12 protein-coding genes and 1 tRNA gene are annotated in these 14308 nt (G+C 56.2%); 9 read left to right on the forward strand and 4 right to left on the reverse strand.

Annotation, left to right across the window (positions count from 1 at the left end; all coding sequences use genetic code 11):
• The first annotated feature begins 5 nt into the window (after positions 1–5).
• The 5 genes from LHF31_RS04300 (at position 6) to LHF31_RS04320 (ending at position 3862) form a co-directional block, all read left to right on the forward strand.
• Positions 6–1241, forward strand: a complete 1236-nt coding sequence (locus LHF31_RS04300; protein WP_303773643.1) for an acetyl-CoA C-acetyltransferase — start codon at positions 6–8, stop codon at positions 1239–1241.
• Entirely contained in the window at positions 1238–2209 is a 972-nt protein-coding gene (locus LHF31_RS04305) for an NAD-dependent epimerase/dehydratase family protein (RefSeq protein ID WP_298007216.1), read from the forward strand. The genes LHF31_RS04300 and LHF31_RS04305 overlap by 4 nt, the downstream gene beginning before the upstream one ends.
• Positions 2210–2229: 20 nt before the next feature.
• Positions 2230–3027, forward strand: a complete 798-nt coding sequence (locus LHF31_RS04310) for a CPBP family intramembrane glutamic endopeptidase (RefSeq protein WP_298007213.1) — start codon at positions 2230–2232, stop codon at positions 3025–3027.
• Between the two features lie 192 nt (positions 3028–3219).
• A tRNA-Gly gene (locus LHF31_RS04315) sits at positions 3220–3291 on the forward strand.
• A 160-nt stretch (positions 3292–3451) separates the two neighbouring features.
• The gene (locus tag LHF31_RS04320) at positions 3452–3862 is read left to right on the forward strand and encodes a helix-turn-helix transcriptional regulator (protein WP_298007210.1); all 411 of its coding nucleotides are present in this window, start codon (positions 3452–3454) and stop codon (positions 3860–3862) included.
• Between the two features lies 1 nt (position 3863).
• On the opposite strand, the gene LHF31_RS04325 is transcribed toward LHF31_RS04320, so the two are convergent.
• The 4 genes from LHF31_RS04325 to LHF31_RS04340 all read right to left on the reverse strand — a co-directional run bounded on the left by LHF31_RS04325 (position 3864) and on the right by LHF31_RS04340 (position 8265).
• Positions 3864–4784 carry a ribonuclease Z gene (locus LHF31_RS04325; RefSeq protein WP_298007207.1) on the reverse strand — a complete coding sequence of 307 codons (921 nt, stop codon included), beginning with the start codon at positions 4782–4784 and terminating at the stop codon, positions 3864–3866.
• A 1-nt stretch (position 4785) separates the two neighbouring features.
• Positions 4786–5313 (reverse strand): DUF2179 domain-containing protein, encoded by a 528-nt coding sequence (locus LHF31_RS04330; protein ID WP_298007203.1) that lies wholly within the window; start codon positions 5311–5313, stop codon positions 4786–4788.
• 18 nt (positions 5314–5331) lie between these two features.
• A complete protein-coding gene (gene glgP, locus LHF31_RS04335; RefSeq protein WP_298007200.1) occupies positions 5332–7518 on the reverse strand; it encodes an alpha-glucan family phosphorylase in 2187 nt (728 codons plus the stop codon).
• Positions 7519–7677: 159 nt separating this feature from the next.
• Positions 7678–8265, reverse strand: a complete 588-nt coding sequence (locus tag LHF31_RS04340) for a hypothetical protein (protein ID WP_298007197.1) — start codon at positions 8263–8265, stop codon at positions 7678–7680.
• Positions 8266–8891: 626 nt separating this feature from the next.
• Here LHF31_RS04340 and xylA point away from each other — a divergent pair.
• The 4 genes from xylA to LHF31_RS04360 all read left to right on the forward strand — a co-directional run bounded on the left by xylA (position 8892) and on the right by LHF31_RS04360 (position 14305).
• Positions 8892–10058, forward strand: a complete 1167-nt coding sequence (gene xylA / locus LHF31_RS04345; protein ID WP_298004954.1) for a xylose isomerase — start codon at positions 8892–8894, stop codon at positions 10056–10058.
• Positions 10059–10206: 148 nt separating this feature from the next.
• Complete coding sequence (locus tag LHF31_RS04350) at positions 10207–10698, forward strand: MarR family winged helix-turn-helix transcriptional regulator (protein WP_298004957.1); 492 nt, start codon at positions 10207–10209, stop codon at positions 10696–10698.
• 13 nt (positions 10699–10711) lie between these two features.
• Positions 10712–11251 (forward strand): YceI family protein, encoded by a 540-nt coding sequence (locus LHF31_RS04355; RefSeq protein ID WP_298004960.1) that lies wholly within the window; start codon positions 10712–10714, stop codon positions 11249–11251.
• Positions 11252–11392: 141 nt separating this feature from the next.
• Complete coding sequence (locus LHF31_RS04360) at positions 11393–14305, forward strand: insulinase family protein (RefSeq protein ID WP_298004962.1); 2913 nt, start codon at positions 11393–11395, stop codon at positions 14303–14305.
• Positions 14306–14308: the final 3 nt, after the last annotated feature.

Below are 14308 nucleotides of genomic sequence, written 5' to 3' on the forward strand. Positions count from 1 at the left end.
TCCTGATGTACAATCGAAGTATGGTAGAAGAGGCAGTAATCATAGATGCTGTTCGTACCCCCATCGGTGCGTTGGGGGGCAGTCTGGCGCGGGTGCGCCCTGATGATCTGGCGGCGCACGTCCTGCAAGCCTTGTTGAAACGTACGCAGATGGACCCTGCGCTGGTTGAAGAGGTCATTCTGGGGTGCGCCAATCAGGCAGGCGAGGACAACCGTAACGTTGCCCGCATGGCGCTTTTGCTGGCGGGTTTCCCGGTCGAGGTGGCAGGTGTTACCGTCAACCGGTTGTGTGCCTCGGGGTTGAGTGCAGTCAATATGGCGGCGCGGGCAATCCGTCTGGGAGAAGGGGATGTCTTCATCGCCGGCGGGGTGGAGAGTATGTCCCGGGCGCCGTACTCGCTCCCCAAAGCCGAGACAGGTTTCCCCTTTGGCAACCTGACCGCGTATGACACTGCGCTGGGCTGGCGTTATCCCAACCCGCGCATGCAGGAACGGTACGGAACCGAGTCCATGGGCGAGACGGCGGAAAACATAGCCGAGATGACCGGCATCACCCGGGAAGAACAGGACCGCTTCGCGCTTGCCAGTCATCAGCGCGCCATTGCCGCCATAGACTTGGGGAAGTTTGCCGAGGAAATTGTCCCGGTTCCCGTCCCGCAGAAGAAGGGCGATGTACTGCTGGTGGACACCGATGAACGTCCCCGCCGGGATACCAGCCTGGAATCGCTGGCAAAACTCAAGCCTGCCTTCCGTCCCAACGGCACGGTGACGGCGGGCAATGCTTCCGGGATGAATGACGGTGCCGCCGCCCTGCTGTTGATGAGCGCCTCACGTGCCGCGCAACTGGGACTGAAGCCGCTGGCACGCATTATCAGTTCCGCCGCAGCAGGGGTTCCGCCGCGCATCATGGGCATGGGACCGGTTCCTGCTACCCGCAAGGCGCTGGCGCGCGCCGGGTTGAACCTGGACCAGATCGGACTGGTGGAAATCAACGAAGCCTTTGCGGTACAGACTCTGGCGGTGATGCGCGAACTGGGGCTGTCTCATGAGATGGTCAATGTGAACGGTGGTGCAATCGCGCTGGGGCATCCGCTGGGTTGTTCGGGAGCGCGCATTCTCACCACGCTGATTCACGAGATGCGCCGCCGCGCACCGTACATGCCGAGACCCTTCTATGGACTGGCGACGCTGTGCGTGGGTGTGGGGCAGGGCGAAGCCACCATTGTGGAGTGGCTGGCATGAATGTGCTGGTAACCGGCGCAAGCGGATTCATCGGCGGTAACCTGTGCCGTGCACTGGTCCATGCAGGGCACCGCGTGCGTGCGTTTCACCGCGCTTCCAGTGTGCTGACCCTGCTGGATGGGCTGGATGTGGAGCATGTAGTGGGGGATCTCACCCAGCCAGAAAGCGTAGCCCGCGCCATGCAAGGCATTGAGGTGGTTTTCCATGCCGCGGCGTGGATGGGCAGCAGCGATCCCGGCAAACTGTATGCAGTCACAGTGGAAGGTACTCGCACAGTGTTGCGATATGCCCGCGAGGCAGGAGTACGCCGGGTGGTGCATACCAGTTCGGTTGCCGCGCTGGGGGTTCCAGAGTACCGCTCTCCGTTTCCCATCAACGAAAACCATACCTGGAATTACCATCCGAAGCGCTATCCTTACGGATATGCCAAGTATCTGGCGGAACTGGAAGTGCAGCGCGCGGTGGCACAGGGACTGGACGTGGTCATTGTCAACCCGGCGCTGGTGTTTGGATCAGGTGATGTCTATCGTCAATCGCGCTCCCTGCTGAAACAGGTTGCCGATCGCCGCATACCGTTTTCGGTGGAAGGCGGCTTGAACGTGGTGCATCTCGAAGATGTCATTGAGGGACATCTGGCGGCGCTGGAGCGCGGACGCACCGGTGAGCGCTACATCCTTGGCGGGGAGAACCTGAGCCTTCATGCCATGCTCAGCCTTGCTGCCGCGGTGGTGGGGGCTCCACCCCCTGCATGGATGCTTCCTGCCGGGCTGGTACGCACTGCGGCGTTTCCGCTGAGGGGGTTACAGCGTTTTCTGAATCTGCCAATTCCGGTTGAAACGCTTCATCTGGCGGGGTACTACTTTTATTTCGACACCACCAGAGCCCGCAAGGAACTGGGCATCACTCTGGGACGCACTGCCCGTGAGGCGTTTGAGGATGCCTGGGAATGGATGCGCTCTCCCCGCTGAATGGGATCGGGAGGTGTGCAATGAAACAGGGTTTGAGAGGGTGGTTTCAACGGCATCCGTTGATGATGTTTTACCTGCTGGCGTTTCTGTTCTCGTGGCTGGGGTGGATTCCTCAACTGCTCACCGCTCGTGGCGTCTGGAGGGTGGAACATCCGCTGTTAACCTTTCTGGGCGGAGGCGGTCCTACGCTGGCGGCGGTGCTGGTGGTGTGGTTGACGCAGGGCAGGCAGGCGGTGGGTGGATTGTTCGCCCGCCTGTTTGATGTGCGGGCGGGCTGGCGCTGGCTGGGGGTTGTTTTAGCATTCTGGATTATCACCGGTGCGGTGGCGCTGGGTTTGATGGCTCTGTTTACCCCGCATCGCCCCGAACTGCAGGGCTTTTCCTGGGGAGCGCTGGCTCCGGTGTTCGTCGCCATGCTCCTTTCCAACGTATGGGAAGAAATTGGCTGGCGCGGGTTTGCCCTGCCGCGCTTTCAGGAACGCTTCTCCGACTGGCACACAGCCCTCATCATGTCGGTGTTGTGGAGCGTGTGGCATTTGCCGCTCCTCTTGAACCCGGATCATCCCATGTCTGGCTTACCGTGGGGCGTAGAATGGCTCTTCAGCCTCTCGCTCACGGTGATGTATATCTGGCTGTACCGGCAGACCCGCGGCAGTCTCTTCTACGTGACGGTCTTCCATGCCCTTTCGAACACGCTGGCATTTGCCTTTCTGGAGTGGGGGGTGTTCTTTGCGTCCTATGGCTTTGTTGTGGGGGCGGTCACGCTGGCGGCGGTGTGGGTGTTGAGAACGTCTCCATCCAGAACACAGGGCGGCTGAACTGATGAATTTCGGTAGAGAAATTTCTTTTCATCTCCATGTGATGTCCTGTATCCAGAGTTTGATTGTAGATGGGCGGGGGTAAAAAGCCTTTACCGGAGGGAGGATTTAGGGTGAGGGTGGAGAAAGCCCTGGATTTTATCCGCGTCAACCTTGACCGCCAGCCTGAGCATGGGTAAAATAATAACGCTTGCGGGAGTGGCCAAGCGGTAAGGCATCAGCCTTCCAAGCTGATATTCGCGGGTTCGAATCCCGTCTCCCGCTCTCTTTTTTTAATTCTCCCTCTTTGAAGTTGTAATTTCGCAGCATTCCAGAAGGTGATGGTGTTCAAATCCCGCCTTCCCCCATTGACGGGTATTTTTCATTTGCCTTCCCTTCAGGCTTGAATATAATCAAATCAAACATTTCCTGCAGGGAGGGACGTATGCCTGAATTTCACCAGTGGTTGGAACAGAAATTCCGTCAGTGGGAAAAAGAGCAGGGTAAATCCCAGTCATACTATGCCTTTGCACGCTTTTTAGGCGTATCCCAGAGTGCCCTCGCCCTGTGGATGACTGGTGACAGCCTGCCCGGCGCTGATGACCTTGCCCTGCTGGCTGAAAAACTGGGGAATGAAGTTTATGCGGTCATGGACAAGCCCCGTCCCGACCCCTTCCTGCAAAAACTGGTGGATGCCTTTCCCGCTCTGCCGGTGGGATTGCGCGAACGTCTTGCCAGTGCAGCGTGGGATACCCGCCAGTACATTCAAAGCCGTGGTCTTGACCCCGAATCGGTCGAAGCCAAAAAAGCGCTGGTAGAAATTTTCCAGCGCTACGGCATTCGTTTTGGCAGTTAATTCACTCGTTGCGTTTGACAGTAAAGGTATCGAAATCCCTTACCACCACTGCGTCTGGAAAGACGCTCTGGGCTTCGGTGAGGATGTCTTTCTCGCGGTAGCGGCGTGAGAGATGGGTGAGGTAAAGCGCTTTCACCCCGGCGCGCTGTGCCAGTTCTGCCGCCATGCGCGCGGTGAGGTGTGAGAACTGATGCGCCATCTCGCGTTCCTCTTCCAGATAGGTGGCTTCGATGACCAGTGCGTCGGCTCCGTGGACGATTCCTGAAAGACTTTCGGTCTCTCCGCAATCGCCCACGTGCACCAGCCGTGTGCCGGGGCGCTCTTCGCCCAGCACCATATCCGGGGTGATGGTCCTGCCGTCCGGCAGGCGCACCGAACGCCCTTCCACCAGATCCCGGCGCAGAGGTCCGGCAGGTACGCCCAGCGCATCGGCTTTTTCGGGCAGGAAGGGACGCCGCGAATGTTCCTCGAACAGATACCCCAGACTCTCGCTGCCGCGGTGATGCACGGGGAACGCCGAAACGCGGAAATCATCGCCCTCAAAGAACACCCCGGGGGTGATGGGGATGAGGGTCAGCGGCATGGGAGGGCGCGCTCCGCGCAGGACCACCCGTGTCAGCAAATCGTCAATGCGCTCCAGCGCCGAGCGTGGACCGTAAATCTCCAGATGGTCGATGGTTTCCCAGCGCATGAAGGTGGAAAGCAGTCCCGCCAGCCCGAGGATATGATCCAGATGCCCGTGGGTAATCAGGATGTGGTTGAGACGTTTGAAGCCTAATCCGGCTTGTAAAATCTGGCGCTGTGTGCCTTCCCCGCAGTCAATCAGAAAGCGGTATTCGTTGTGTTTTACCAGTTGCGCAGAAAGCCCCCGCTTGACGGAGGGGGCTGAAGCCGAAGTGCCCAGAAAGGTGATTTCAAACATTTTATGACCGCCAGAATCCTCGATGAATGGCGCGCACTTCCTCGGCGGTGATGAAGGCTTCGGGGTCTGCCTTGCGGATGATGTCCTCGGCGTGGTCGAAATCTCGTCGCAGGACACTGCAGTTGAGCATGGTGACCGCGCCGTTTTTGCCGAAGGCGGGAATCTCCGTCACCGCGAAGCCAGCATCACGCAGCGCCTGAGCAATTTGCGAGCCTGCCGCTGTGCTGATGATGGTGATGCGCACATGCCCGATTGCCATTTTATCTTCGATGATCATGCCCACAATGTTACCGGTGGCAAACCCGGTAGCATATGCCAGCACGCTCAAGGGATGCACATCGCCGCTCAGCACCCGCGACACCGCAATGATGAAAACGAGCGATTGCAAAAAGCCCAGGATCCAGGAAAAGAGTTTCTTCCCGCGCACGACAAAGAGAATGCGGATGGTGTCCATGGACATGTCCACCACACGCATCACAAAAATTATCAGCGCGGTCAGAAAGATTTCAGGGGTCAGAAAGGATTGCATAATGCCACCTGTTCAAAATCAGGGCTTTTTCTCGCCGGGGAGCGCTTCCATCTGGAGCGCCGCTTCCATGGCGGGTAGATAAGCCTGCTGCAGGTACTCTTTGAGCATGCGTCGGGTAGAGAATTGTGGAATGAGAGTGCGCATGGACTCTTTGATACGTTCAATCCAGGCGTGGGGGATGTCGTCGCCGGCACGGCTCCCGTAGTACAACGGGATAATCTCATTCTCCAGCGTGGCATACAGGCTTTGCGCGTCGTGCTCGTCCTGCTCGTTGGGGTCGGCGTAATCCTTTTCTTCCCCGATCGCCCAGCCGTTTTTACCGTTGTATCCTTCGCGCCACCAGCCATCCAGCACCGAGAAGTTCAGCACGCCGTTCATGGCGGCTTTCATGCCCGAAGTACCCGAGGCTTCATTCGGACGGCGCGGGGTGTTCATCCAAACATCAACGCCCTGAACCAGCAACCGCGCCAGATTCATGTCATAGTCTTCAAGGAAGACCAGACGCCCGCCAGCGCGCGAGTCCTTCACCGCGCGGTAAACCTGCTGGATGAGCAGTTTCCCCGGCTCATCGGCAGGGTGCGCTTTGCCGGCAAAGATGATCTGCACCGGCATTTCGGCGTTGGTGATGATGCGAATCAGGCGATCCACGTCGCGCATGATGAGGTTGGCGCGCTTGTACGTGGCAAACCGCCGCGCAAAGCCAATGGTGAGTGAATACGGCTCCAGCAGGACGCCACCCGCTACCACCTGTACGGGGTGGGCTTCACCGGTCACCCAGTGACGGCGAGCCCGTTCGATGGCGTAATGGACCAGTTTGTTCTTGAGATGGCGGCGCACTGCCCAGATTTCTGCGTCGGGGATGTTGTCAATCATCATCCACATTTCGGGATCATCCAGATTGTCCATCCAGTCCATCCCCAGGTAGCGTTCAAAAAGCAAACGCCAGCGGCGCGCCATCCACGTGCCCACATGCACCCCGTTGGTGATGTGGAAGATGGGCACATCGTCTTCCTTTCGGTCAGCCCACAGTTTATGCCACATGCGCCGCGAAACGCGTCCATGCAGTTCCGAAACGGCGTTGCATTTTTCGGAAAGGCGCAGTGCCAGCACCGGCATGCTGAAAGTTTCTCCCCATTCCTGCATGTTCCGCCCGAGGTCAATGAACAGATCACGGTCCATCTTCAACTCGTTGTACACATGCGAGAAGTACTTGTCCATCATCCACAGGGGGAATTCGTCGTTCCCGGCGGGCACGGGGGTGTGGGTGGTAAAAATGTTGGTCTTGCGGATGCGTTCTCTGGCTTCTTCCAGCGAGAATCCCTGCGCTACATACTCCCGCAGGCGCTGAATGGTCAGGAAGGCGGAGTGTCCTTCGTTCATGTGCCAGACGGTCGGATCGTAGCCCAGCAGACGCAGGGCGCGCAGACCGCCGATTCCCAGCAGAATTTCCTGAGAAATGCGCACTTCCTGATCGCTGGTGTACAGGCGTGCGGTCAGCGAGCGGTCGGCGAGGGTGTTGCTTTCCACGTCGGTATCCAGCAGGAAGAGGGGAACCCGTCCTACCTGAATCTGCAAAATGCGGGCAAAGACTTTGCGCCCTGCCAGGGTTACCGAAACCATCAGCGGTCCGCCTTCGGGGTGCACCAGCGGGACAACCGGCAGTTCCTCGTAGTTCAGGCGCAGATTGCGGGTTTCCTGCCATCCATCTTCGGTGATTTTCTGAGAGAAATAGCCTTGCGTGTAGTAAAAACCCACCCCTGCAAGGGGCAAGCCCAGATCACTGGCTTCTTTCAGGTGGTCGCCTGCCAGCACGCCCAGACCGCCGGCATACACCGGCAGCGATTCGTGCAAGCCAAACTCAAAGGAAAAATAGGCAATTTGCTGGCTGGTCAACTGCGGATAGGTGCGCCGGAACCAGGTGTTTTCTTCAGCCATGTACTGGTCAAAGGCGCGAATCACTGCATCGTAACTTTCAAGGAAGTATCGGTCGTTGGTCGCCGCGTTGAGGTGGCGCCGTTCTACCCGGCGCAGGAATGCCACCGGATTGTGATAGACCTGTTCCCACAGGGTGCGATCAATGCGGGCAAACAATCGCAGGGCTTCCGGATTCCATGCCCACCACAGGTTGTACGCCAGATCTCCAAGGCGTGCAATGCGGCGCGGCAGGCTGAAATGATTGGGCGTTTCACGAACGAAAGAAGACATTTTCAGAACCTCATTTTCTAAATTCCAAAATAAACTGACCTGCTTTCGCAGGGTATGGGGTCAAAGCAGACTTTATTGATAGCGAAAGGGATTATACCATATCCACATGAAGCCTTCAGATGACTCTGGTTGTGCTTCATGTCCTCGAATCGCCCGCTTTTATCCCGGTTCCTGCCGGGTATTGCCGGTTCGGGTGGCGGCGGAGGATTCCATCAACAGACGCCAGTTCAATCCCGCAGGCAGGAAAACCAGGACAAAGTTCAGCAATAACAGAAGGGTGGATTGGAAGATTTCCGATGAAGCAATGATGTAGGGCGGCGTACCTGCCAGTTTGACCAGCCACAGGGCTGAACAGTAAGCAAAAGCGATCAGGAACATCGCCGAATAAAGGATGCTGGAACCCAGACGGTAAATGACGGGCAGTGCGCTGCCCGCCAATCCCAGCAACATAACCAGAAGGACGCTCATCCAGTAAGCATTCGGATCACACGATAGATCGGAAATACACCGCGAGGAAGCCACCAGAGAAAAGAGCATGGAGGCTCCAACAAAGAAAAAGCCGATCAGGAAAAAGATGGGATACAGAAGCGGTTCCTCATGCGTGGAGAGCATGACGAATAACAAACCTGCACAGAGGATGATGGTGATGACAATTTCCCGGATGACAAAATCGTTGAAAAAATTCCAGAAAAAGGAAGATCCGGAAGCCAGATTAGGGTCTATTCCTCTACCGAATACATCTATCATATGAAGCGCTGCCCCCACCCCTGCGGGAAAGAAGAACATGAAGAGTCCAATGGAGATTCCCAGAACGCGCCAGATGAACGTATCATCGTCCTGAAATCGCCTTGATATGGCGCGGCGCCATTCTGCATTCCGGAAAATGAAATCCGGAGGAGGGGGAGGGGAGGAAGGTCGGGGGGATTCACCACCCCCACCGGGTCGGTGAGAGTGACCATTGTCAGACGAGGGAGCAGAGTGAAAAGATGAGCGGGAGGGCAAGGCGCGTCTTCTTCCCCCTGTGGAATAGGCGTTGGAATATGAATTAGGGTAGGGAACTAGATTCATGCGATTGTGGGTGATGCCCGCAGCCCTGCCTCCTCGTAAAGTCTCCGCACGCTACATATAGAATGATTATATACAAATTTTCTATTCGCATATACGCGATATGCGTTGCAATTTGCAATCAAATCGGGCAGGCAAGAATTCTGTGGATGCAAGCCTGAAAGAGGGCAATCCCTTATTCGGATTGGGGGAAGAGCCTGTTGTCATTTGTGAAATTCTTTCTACAATGAAAACAGGACGTTTCTGCCCTTTCAACGACAGGCTGTGATTCCTCGAGAGAAATCGTTACTTAAAAAGGAGATAAACCCATGTCAGACTTTACTCCCCGACCCGAACATCGTTTTACCTTTGGTTTGTGGACGGTTGGCTCAACCGGACGCGACCCCTTTGGCGCGCCTACCCGTGATGCGCTCACTCCGGTGGAACTGGTGCATCTGCTGGCAGAAGTGGGCGCTTACGGGGTGAACTTCCACGATAATGATCTGGTGCCCATTGATGCCACTCCCGCCGAACGTGATCGAATTGTGCGCGATTTCAAAAATGCGTTGAAAGAGACCGGGCTGGTTGTCCCCATGGCAACCACCAATCTCTTCAGCGATCCAGTTTTCAAAGATGGCGCTTTTACCAGTAATGACCCGAAAGTGCGCGCTTACGCGTTGCAAAAGACCATGCACGCCATTGATCTGGGTGTGGAACTGGGTGCGAAGGTGTACGTCTTCTGGGGCGGGCGCGAAGGCACTGAAACCGATGCCACCAAGAATCCCGTAGATGCCATCAAACGCACCCGCGAAGCCCTCAACTTCCTGTGCGAGTACGTCCTCGATCAGGGGTACGACCTCAAGTTTGCGCTGGAAGCCAAGCCCAACGAGCCGCGCGGCGATATCTACAACCCGACCACCGGTCACATGCTGGCATTCATCGAGACCCTCGATCATCCGGAAATGGTGGGGGTCAACCCCGAAGTGGCACACGAGCACATGGCGGGATTGAATTTCCTCCATGGCGTGGCGCAGGCATGGGAAGCCGGAAAACTCTTTCACATTGACCTGAACGATCAATATCCCGGACGGTACGATCAGGACTTCCGCTTTGGCTCTCGCGACCTCAAAGCGGCTTTCTTCCTGGTGAAATTCCTCGAGGATGTCGGTTACACGGGTCCTCGCCATTTTGATGCTCATGCTTACCGCACTGAGGATTACGAAGGGGTGAAGGACTTTGCCCGCGGGTGCATGCGCACCTATCTCATCCTGAAGGAAAAAGCCGCCCGCTTCAACGCTGACCCCGAAATTCAAGCCCTGCTGGCAGAAATCAATGCCACCGAGCCATCACTGGAAAGCGTCTTTGGGGCATACTCACGCGAAAAAGCCAGCCGTCTTAAAGCGATGTCCTTCGATCGGGTGGCGCTGGGCAAACGTGGACTGAAGTACGAACGTCTCGATCAACTCACCATTGACCTGCTGCTGGGTGTGAGATAGTCCTTCTTCTCCCTCCACTGGAGAAATGCTCTTCTTCCCGCGCTTCTGTCAGGCGCGGGATTTTTTTTGAAATGGAAAAGATGACTTGACATATCTGATTTCCTGTGATATTATTTTGATATCAAAATATTTGAACTGGAGAATTTTGATGCCAACCCATTTTCGGGGTGACCCTCAGATTGTTCTAGCCCTGGATACTTTTATCAAATTTACCCGCGCTTCCAGCGCGCTGGAAGCGTACCTGTTCCGTGACGGCATTCTGGAAGGGCTTACCCCTTCTCAGTTTGGTGTGCTGGAAACGCTCTATCATCTCGGTCCGCTCTGCCAGGGCGAAATCAGTCACAAGTTGTTAAAATCCAGCGGCAATATTACCCTGGTACTGGACAACCTTGAAAAACGCGGTTTGATCGAGCGTCAACGCAGCCACGAAGACCGCCGCATGGTGACCATCGTGCTGACCGACTCGGGACGAGATTTAATTGAACGGGTTTTTCCCCGTCAGGCGGCGCTGATTGCCGAAGCCTTCTCGCCTCTTTCACCCGAGGAGCAACGCACGCTGGGGGAATTATGCAAAAAACTGGGGTTAGCCCTGCAGCAGAAAGATTCTCCAAATCTTATCCATCTTCATTCTAAACCTTAGGAGGTACTGTCTTATGTCCTGGCAAATTGATACCGCTCATACCCAAATTCAATTCACCGTTCGTCATCTGATGATCAGCAAAGTGCGAGGCTGGTTCGAGAAGTTTAGCGGCACGGTCAATCTGGATGAGAACAACCTGGAAAACACTACTGTGGATGTCATCATTGACGCCGCCAGCATCAATACCCGTGAGCCTCAGCGCGATGCTCACCTGCGCTCGGCGGATTTTCTGGATGTTGAACATCATCCGCAACTGACTTTCAAGAGCACGCGGGTGGAGCGTACCGGTGAGAACACTGCCCGCCTTTACGGTGATTTAACCATCCGCGGCATGACCAGACCGGTGGTGCTGGATGTGACCTTCAACGGCATGCTGACCAATCCCTGGGGCATGACCAGCGCCGGTTTCTCTGCCTCAACCAGAATTAACCGCAAAGATTGGGGGCTGGAGTGGAACGTTGCCCTTGAAGCGGGTGGCTGGCTGGTGGGAGATGAGGTGGAAATTGCCATTGAAGCCGAATTGATTAAGGTATCTGCCGAACAACCGGCATAAAGGATTTTCCCCTTAACCTTCTCAAAATTTCGCCCCCTGCAATAAACAATAGCGGGGGGCTTTTACGTTCTTCCTCCCCTTCCTGAGGTTGATTGTATAATGAGCAATAATGGCTATGCAATGAATGGAGGAAATCTGGAGATGACTGCATTGATCCATGGTTTTGAACTGCTTCGGGATGAGCGCATTCCCGAGATGAACAGCCGCGCCCGTCTTTATCGTCACGTTCGCACGGGCGCGGAATTGCTTTCTCTGGAAAATGACGATGAAAACAAGGTTTTTGGTATTACCTTCCGTACCCTGCCCATGGATGATACGGGTTTGCCCCACATTATGGAACACTCGGTGTTGTGTGGCTCACGCAAGTACCCCGTCAAAGAACCTTTCGTCGAGTTAATGAAAGGTTCACTGAATACTTTCCTCAATGCCATGACCTATCCCGATAAGACCTGCTATCCGGTTGCCAGCCAGAACCTGCAGGATTTTTACAATCTGGTAGATGTCTATCTCGATGCCGTGTTCAACCCCCTGCTTTCGCCCTATACCCTCAAGCAGGAAGGCTGGCATTACGCTCTGGAAAATCCGGAAGGCGAGATGATTTATAAGGGTGTAGTCTTCAATGAGATGAAAGGCAGTTATTCCTCACCAGACAGCCTCATCTACGACCATGTGATTCGCCAGTTATTTCCCGATACCCCTTATGGGCGGGATAGCGGCGGCGATCCCGAGAAGATTCCCGACCTGACTTATGAACAGTTCCTTTACTATCATCGCACTTTTTACCACCCGTCCAATGCCCGTATCTTCTTCTATGGCAACGACGATCCCGAGAACCGTCTGCGGATGTTGGACGCTTACCTGCAGAATTTCGAGTTCAAGCAGGTGCCTTCGGTGATTCCACTGCAGGAGCGGACAAACGAGCCACGCCGCGTGCGCCTGCCCTACGAGGTCAGCGCTGAGGATGAAGCCCCGCGCCATTTCATTGCCCTTTCGTGGATGCTTCCCGAAGTGCCAGATGCACAGGAAGCCCTTACCCTTTCCCTGCTGGAACATGTATTGATTGGCACACCGGCATCGCCTCTGCGGAAAGCGCTGATTGAGTCGGGACTGGGCGAGGATCTGACTGCCGCCAACCTGACGCTGGATTTACGCCAGCCCGTCTTTTCGGTGGGTTTGAAGGGCGTGCCTTCTGAGAATCTGGAGCGCGTTGAAGGTCTGATTCTGGAGACGCTTCAGCAGTTAGCAGAGCAGGGCGTGGATGCCGAGACGCTGTGGGCATCGCTGAACACGCTGGAATTTCGCCTCCGCGAGCAGAATACCGGCTCGTATCCGCGCGGATTGTTTGTCATGCTCCAGGCGCTGGCACTGTGGCTGTACGACAAAGACCCCATCGAAGCCCTGCGCTTTGAAGCCCCTCTGAGCGACCTGCGTCAGCGTCTCACCCGGGGCGAACGCCTGCTGGAAGAGCGCATCCGCCGCCTGCTTCTGGAAAATCCCCACCGCGTCACCGTGATTTTAGATCCTGACCCGACCCTGGCAGAACGACGCGCTTCTGCGGAGCGGGCGCGTCTGGAGAAAGCCCGGGCAGGCATGACTGAAGAGCAACTTCGACAGGTGGTGGAAGAAACCCTTGAACTGAAGCGCCGTCAGGAAACCCCCGATTCTCCCGAGGCGCTGGCGACCATTCCCACCCTGAAATTGAGCGATTTGGAGCGCGAGATTCGCCGCATTCCCAGCGAGGAACACACCCTTGCCGATATCCCAACCCTGTACCATGACCTGTTCACCAATGGGATTGTGTACCTCGATCTGGCGTTCAATCTGCGCGTCATTCCGCAGGAATGGCTGGGGTTGCTCCCCTTATTTGGACGTGCCCTTACCGAAATGGGCACATCTCAGCAGTCTTACGTGCAGTTGATTCAGCGCATCGGACAAAAAACCGGGGGTATCTGGGCACAGTTATTCCTTTCTGCCGCACCGGAGCGCCAGAATGCCGAAGCCTGGTTGGTGCTCCGTGCCAAAGCCATGCTGGCACAAACCCGGGATTTGCTGACGCTGTTGCACGAGATTCTCACCGGTGTCCGCCTGGATGATGCCGAACGCTTCCGGCAGATGGTGCTGGAAGAAAAAGCCTCGCTGGAAACCCGTCTGATTTACAGCGGTCACCGCATGGCGGCAACCCGACTGCGGGCAGGACTGGATGAAGCCGGCTGGCTCAGTGAACAGACCGGCGGGATTTCTTACCTGTTCTTCCTGCGTCAGTTAGCCCGAGAGGTGGAGCAGAACTGGACGGAAGTCCATGCGCGCCTGGAGGGTATTCGCGATCGCCTGCTACAGCGGCAGGGCTTGCGCGCCAATGTCACCGTGCATCGTGAAGGGTGGCAGACGCTTCAACCTGCGCTGAGCGACTTTCTGGCATCCCTGCCTCAGCGGGCTGTGCTTCCTTCGCAGTGGAAGATGGAAGTGCCGCCTCCACAGGAAGGGTTGATCATCCCTGCGCAGGTTAATTATGTGGGCAAGGGCGGCAATCTTTTTGAGGCAGGGTACTCTCTGCACGGTTCAATCTATGCCATTACCCAGTATCTCAACGCCACGTATTTCTGGGAGAAGGTGCGGGTGCAGGGCGGCGCGTATGGCGGCTTTTGTTCCTTCGACCCGCATTCTGGCGCTTTCCTGATGCTTTCTTACCGCGACCCGAATCTGTTAAGAACGCTGGATGTGTACGATCAGACGGCGCAGTTCCTGCGAAATCTGCAAATTGAAGAGAGCGAACGGGTCAAAGCCATCATCGGCGCAATCGGTGAACTGGATGCCTATCAACTGCCTGACGCCAAGGGCTACACGGCTTTTCAGCGGGCACTGCTGGGAATCACCGACGAGCGCCGTCAGCGACTGCGCGACCAGTTGCTGAATACCCGGGTGGAGGATTTCCATCATCTGGCGGATGCGCTCGAGGCACTGGCGCATCAGGGGCGGATTGCAGTGCTGGGCGCTGAACCAGCACTGCAGGAAGCGGCGCAACAGCACGGCTTCAGCCTGCAACGAATTTTATGATCA

The sequence above is a fragment of the Anaerolinea thermophila genome, from assembly GCF_020723905.1.
Lineage (GTDB): Bacteria > Chloroflexota > Anaerolineae > Anaerolineales > Anaerolineaceae > Anaerolinea > Anaerolinea thermophila_A.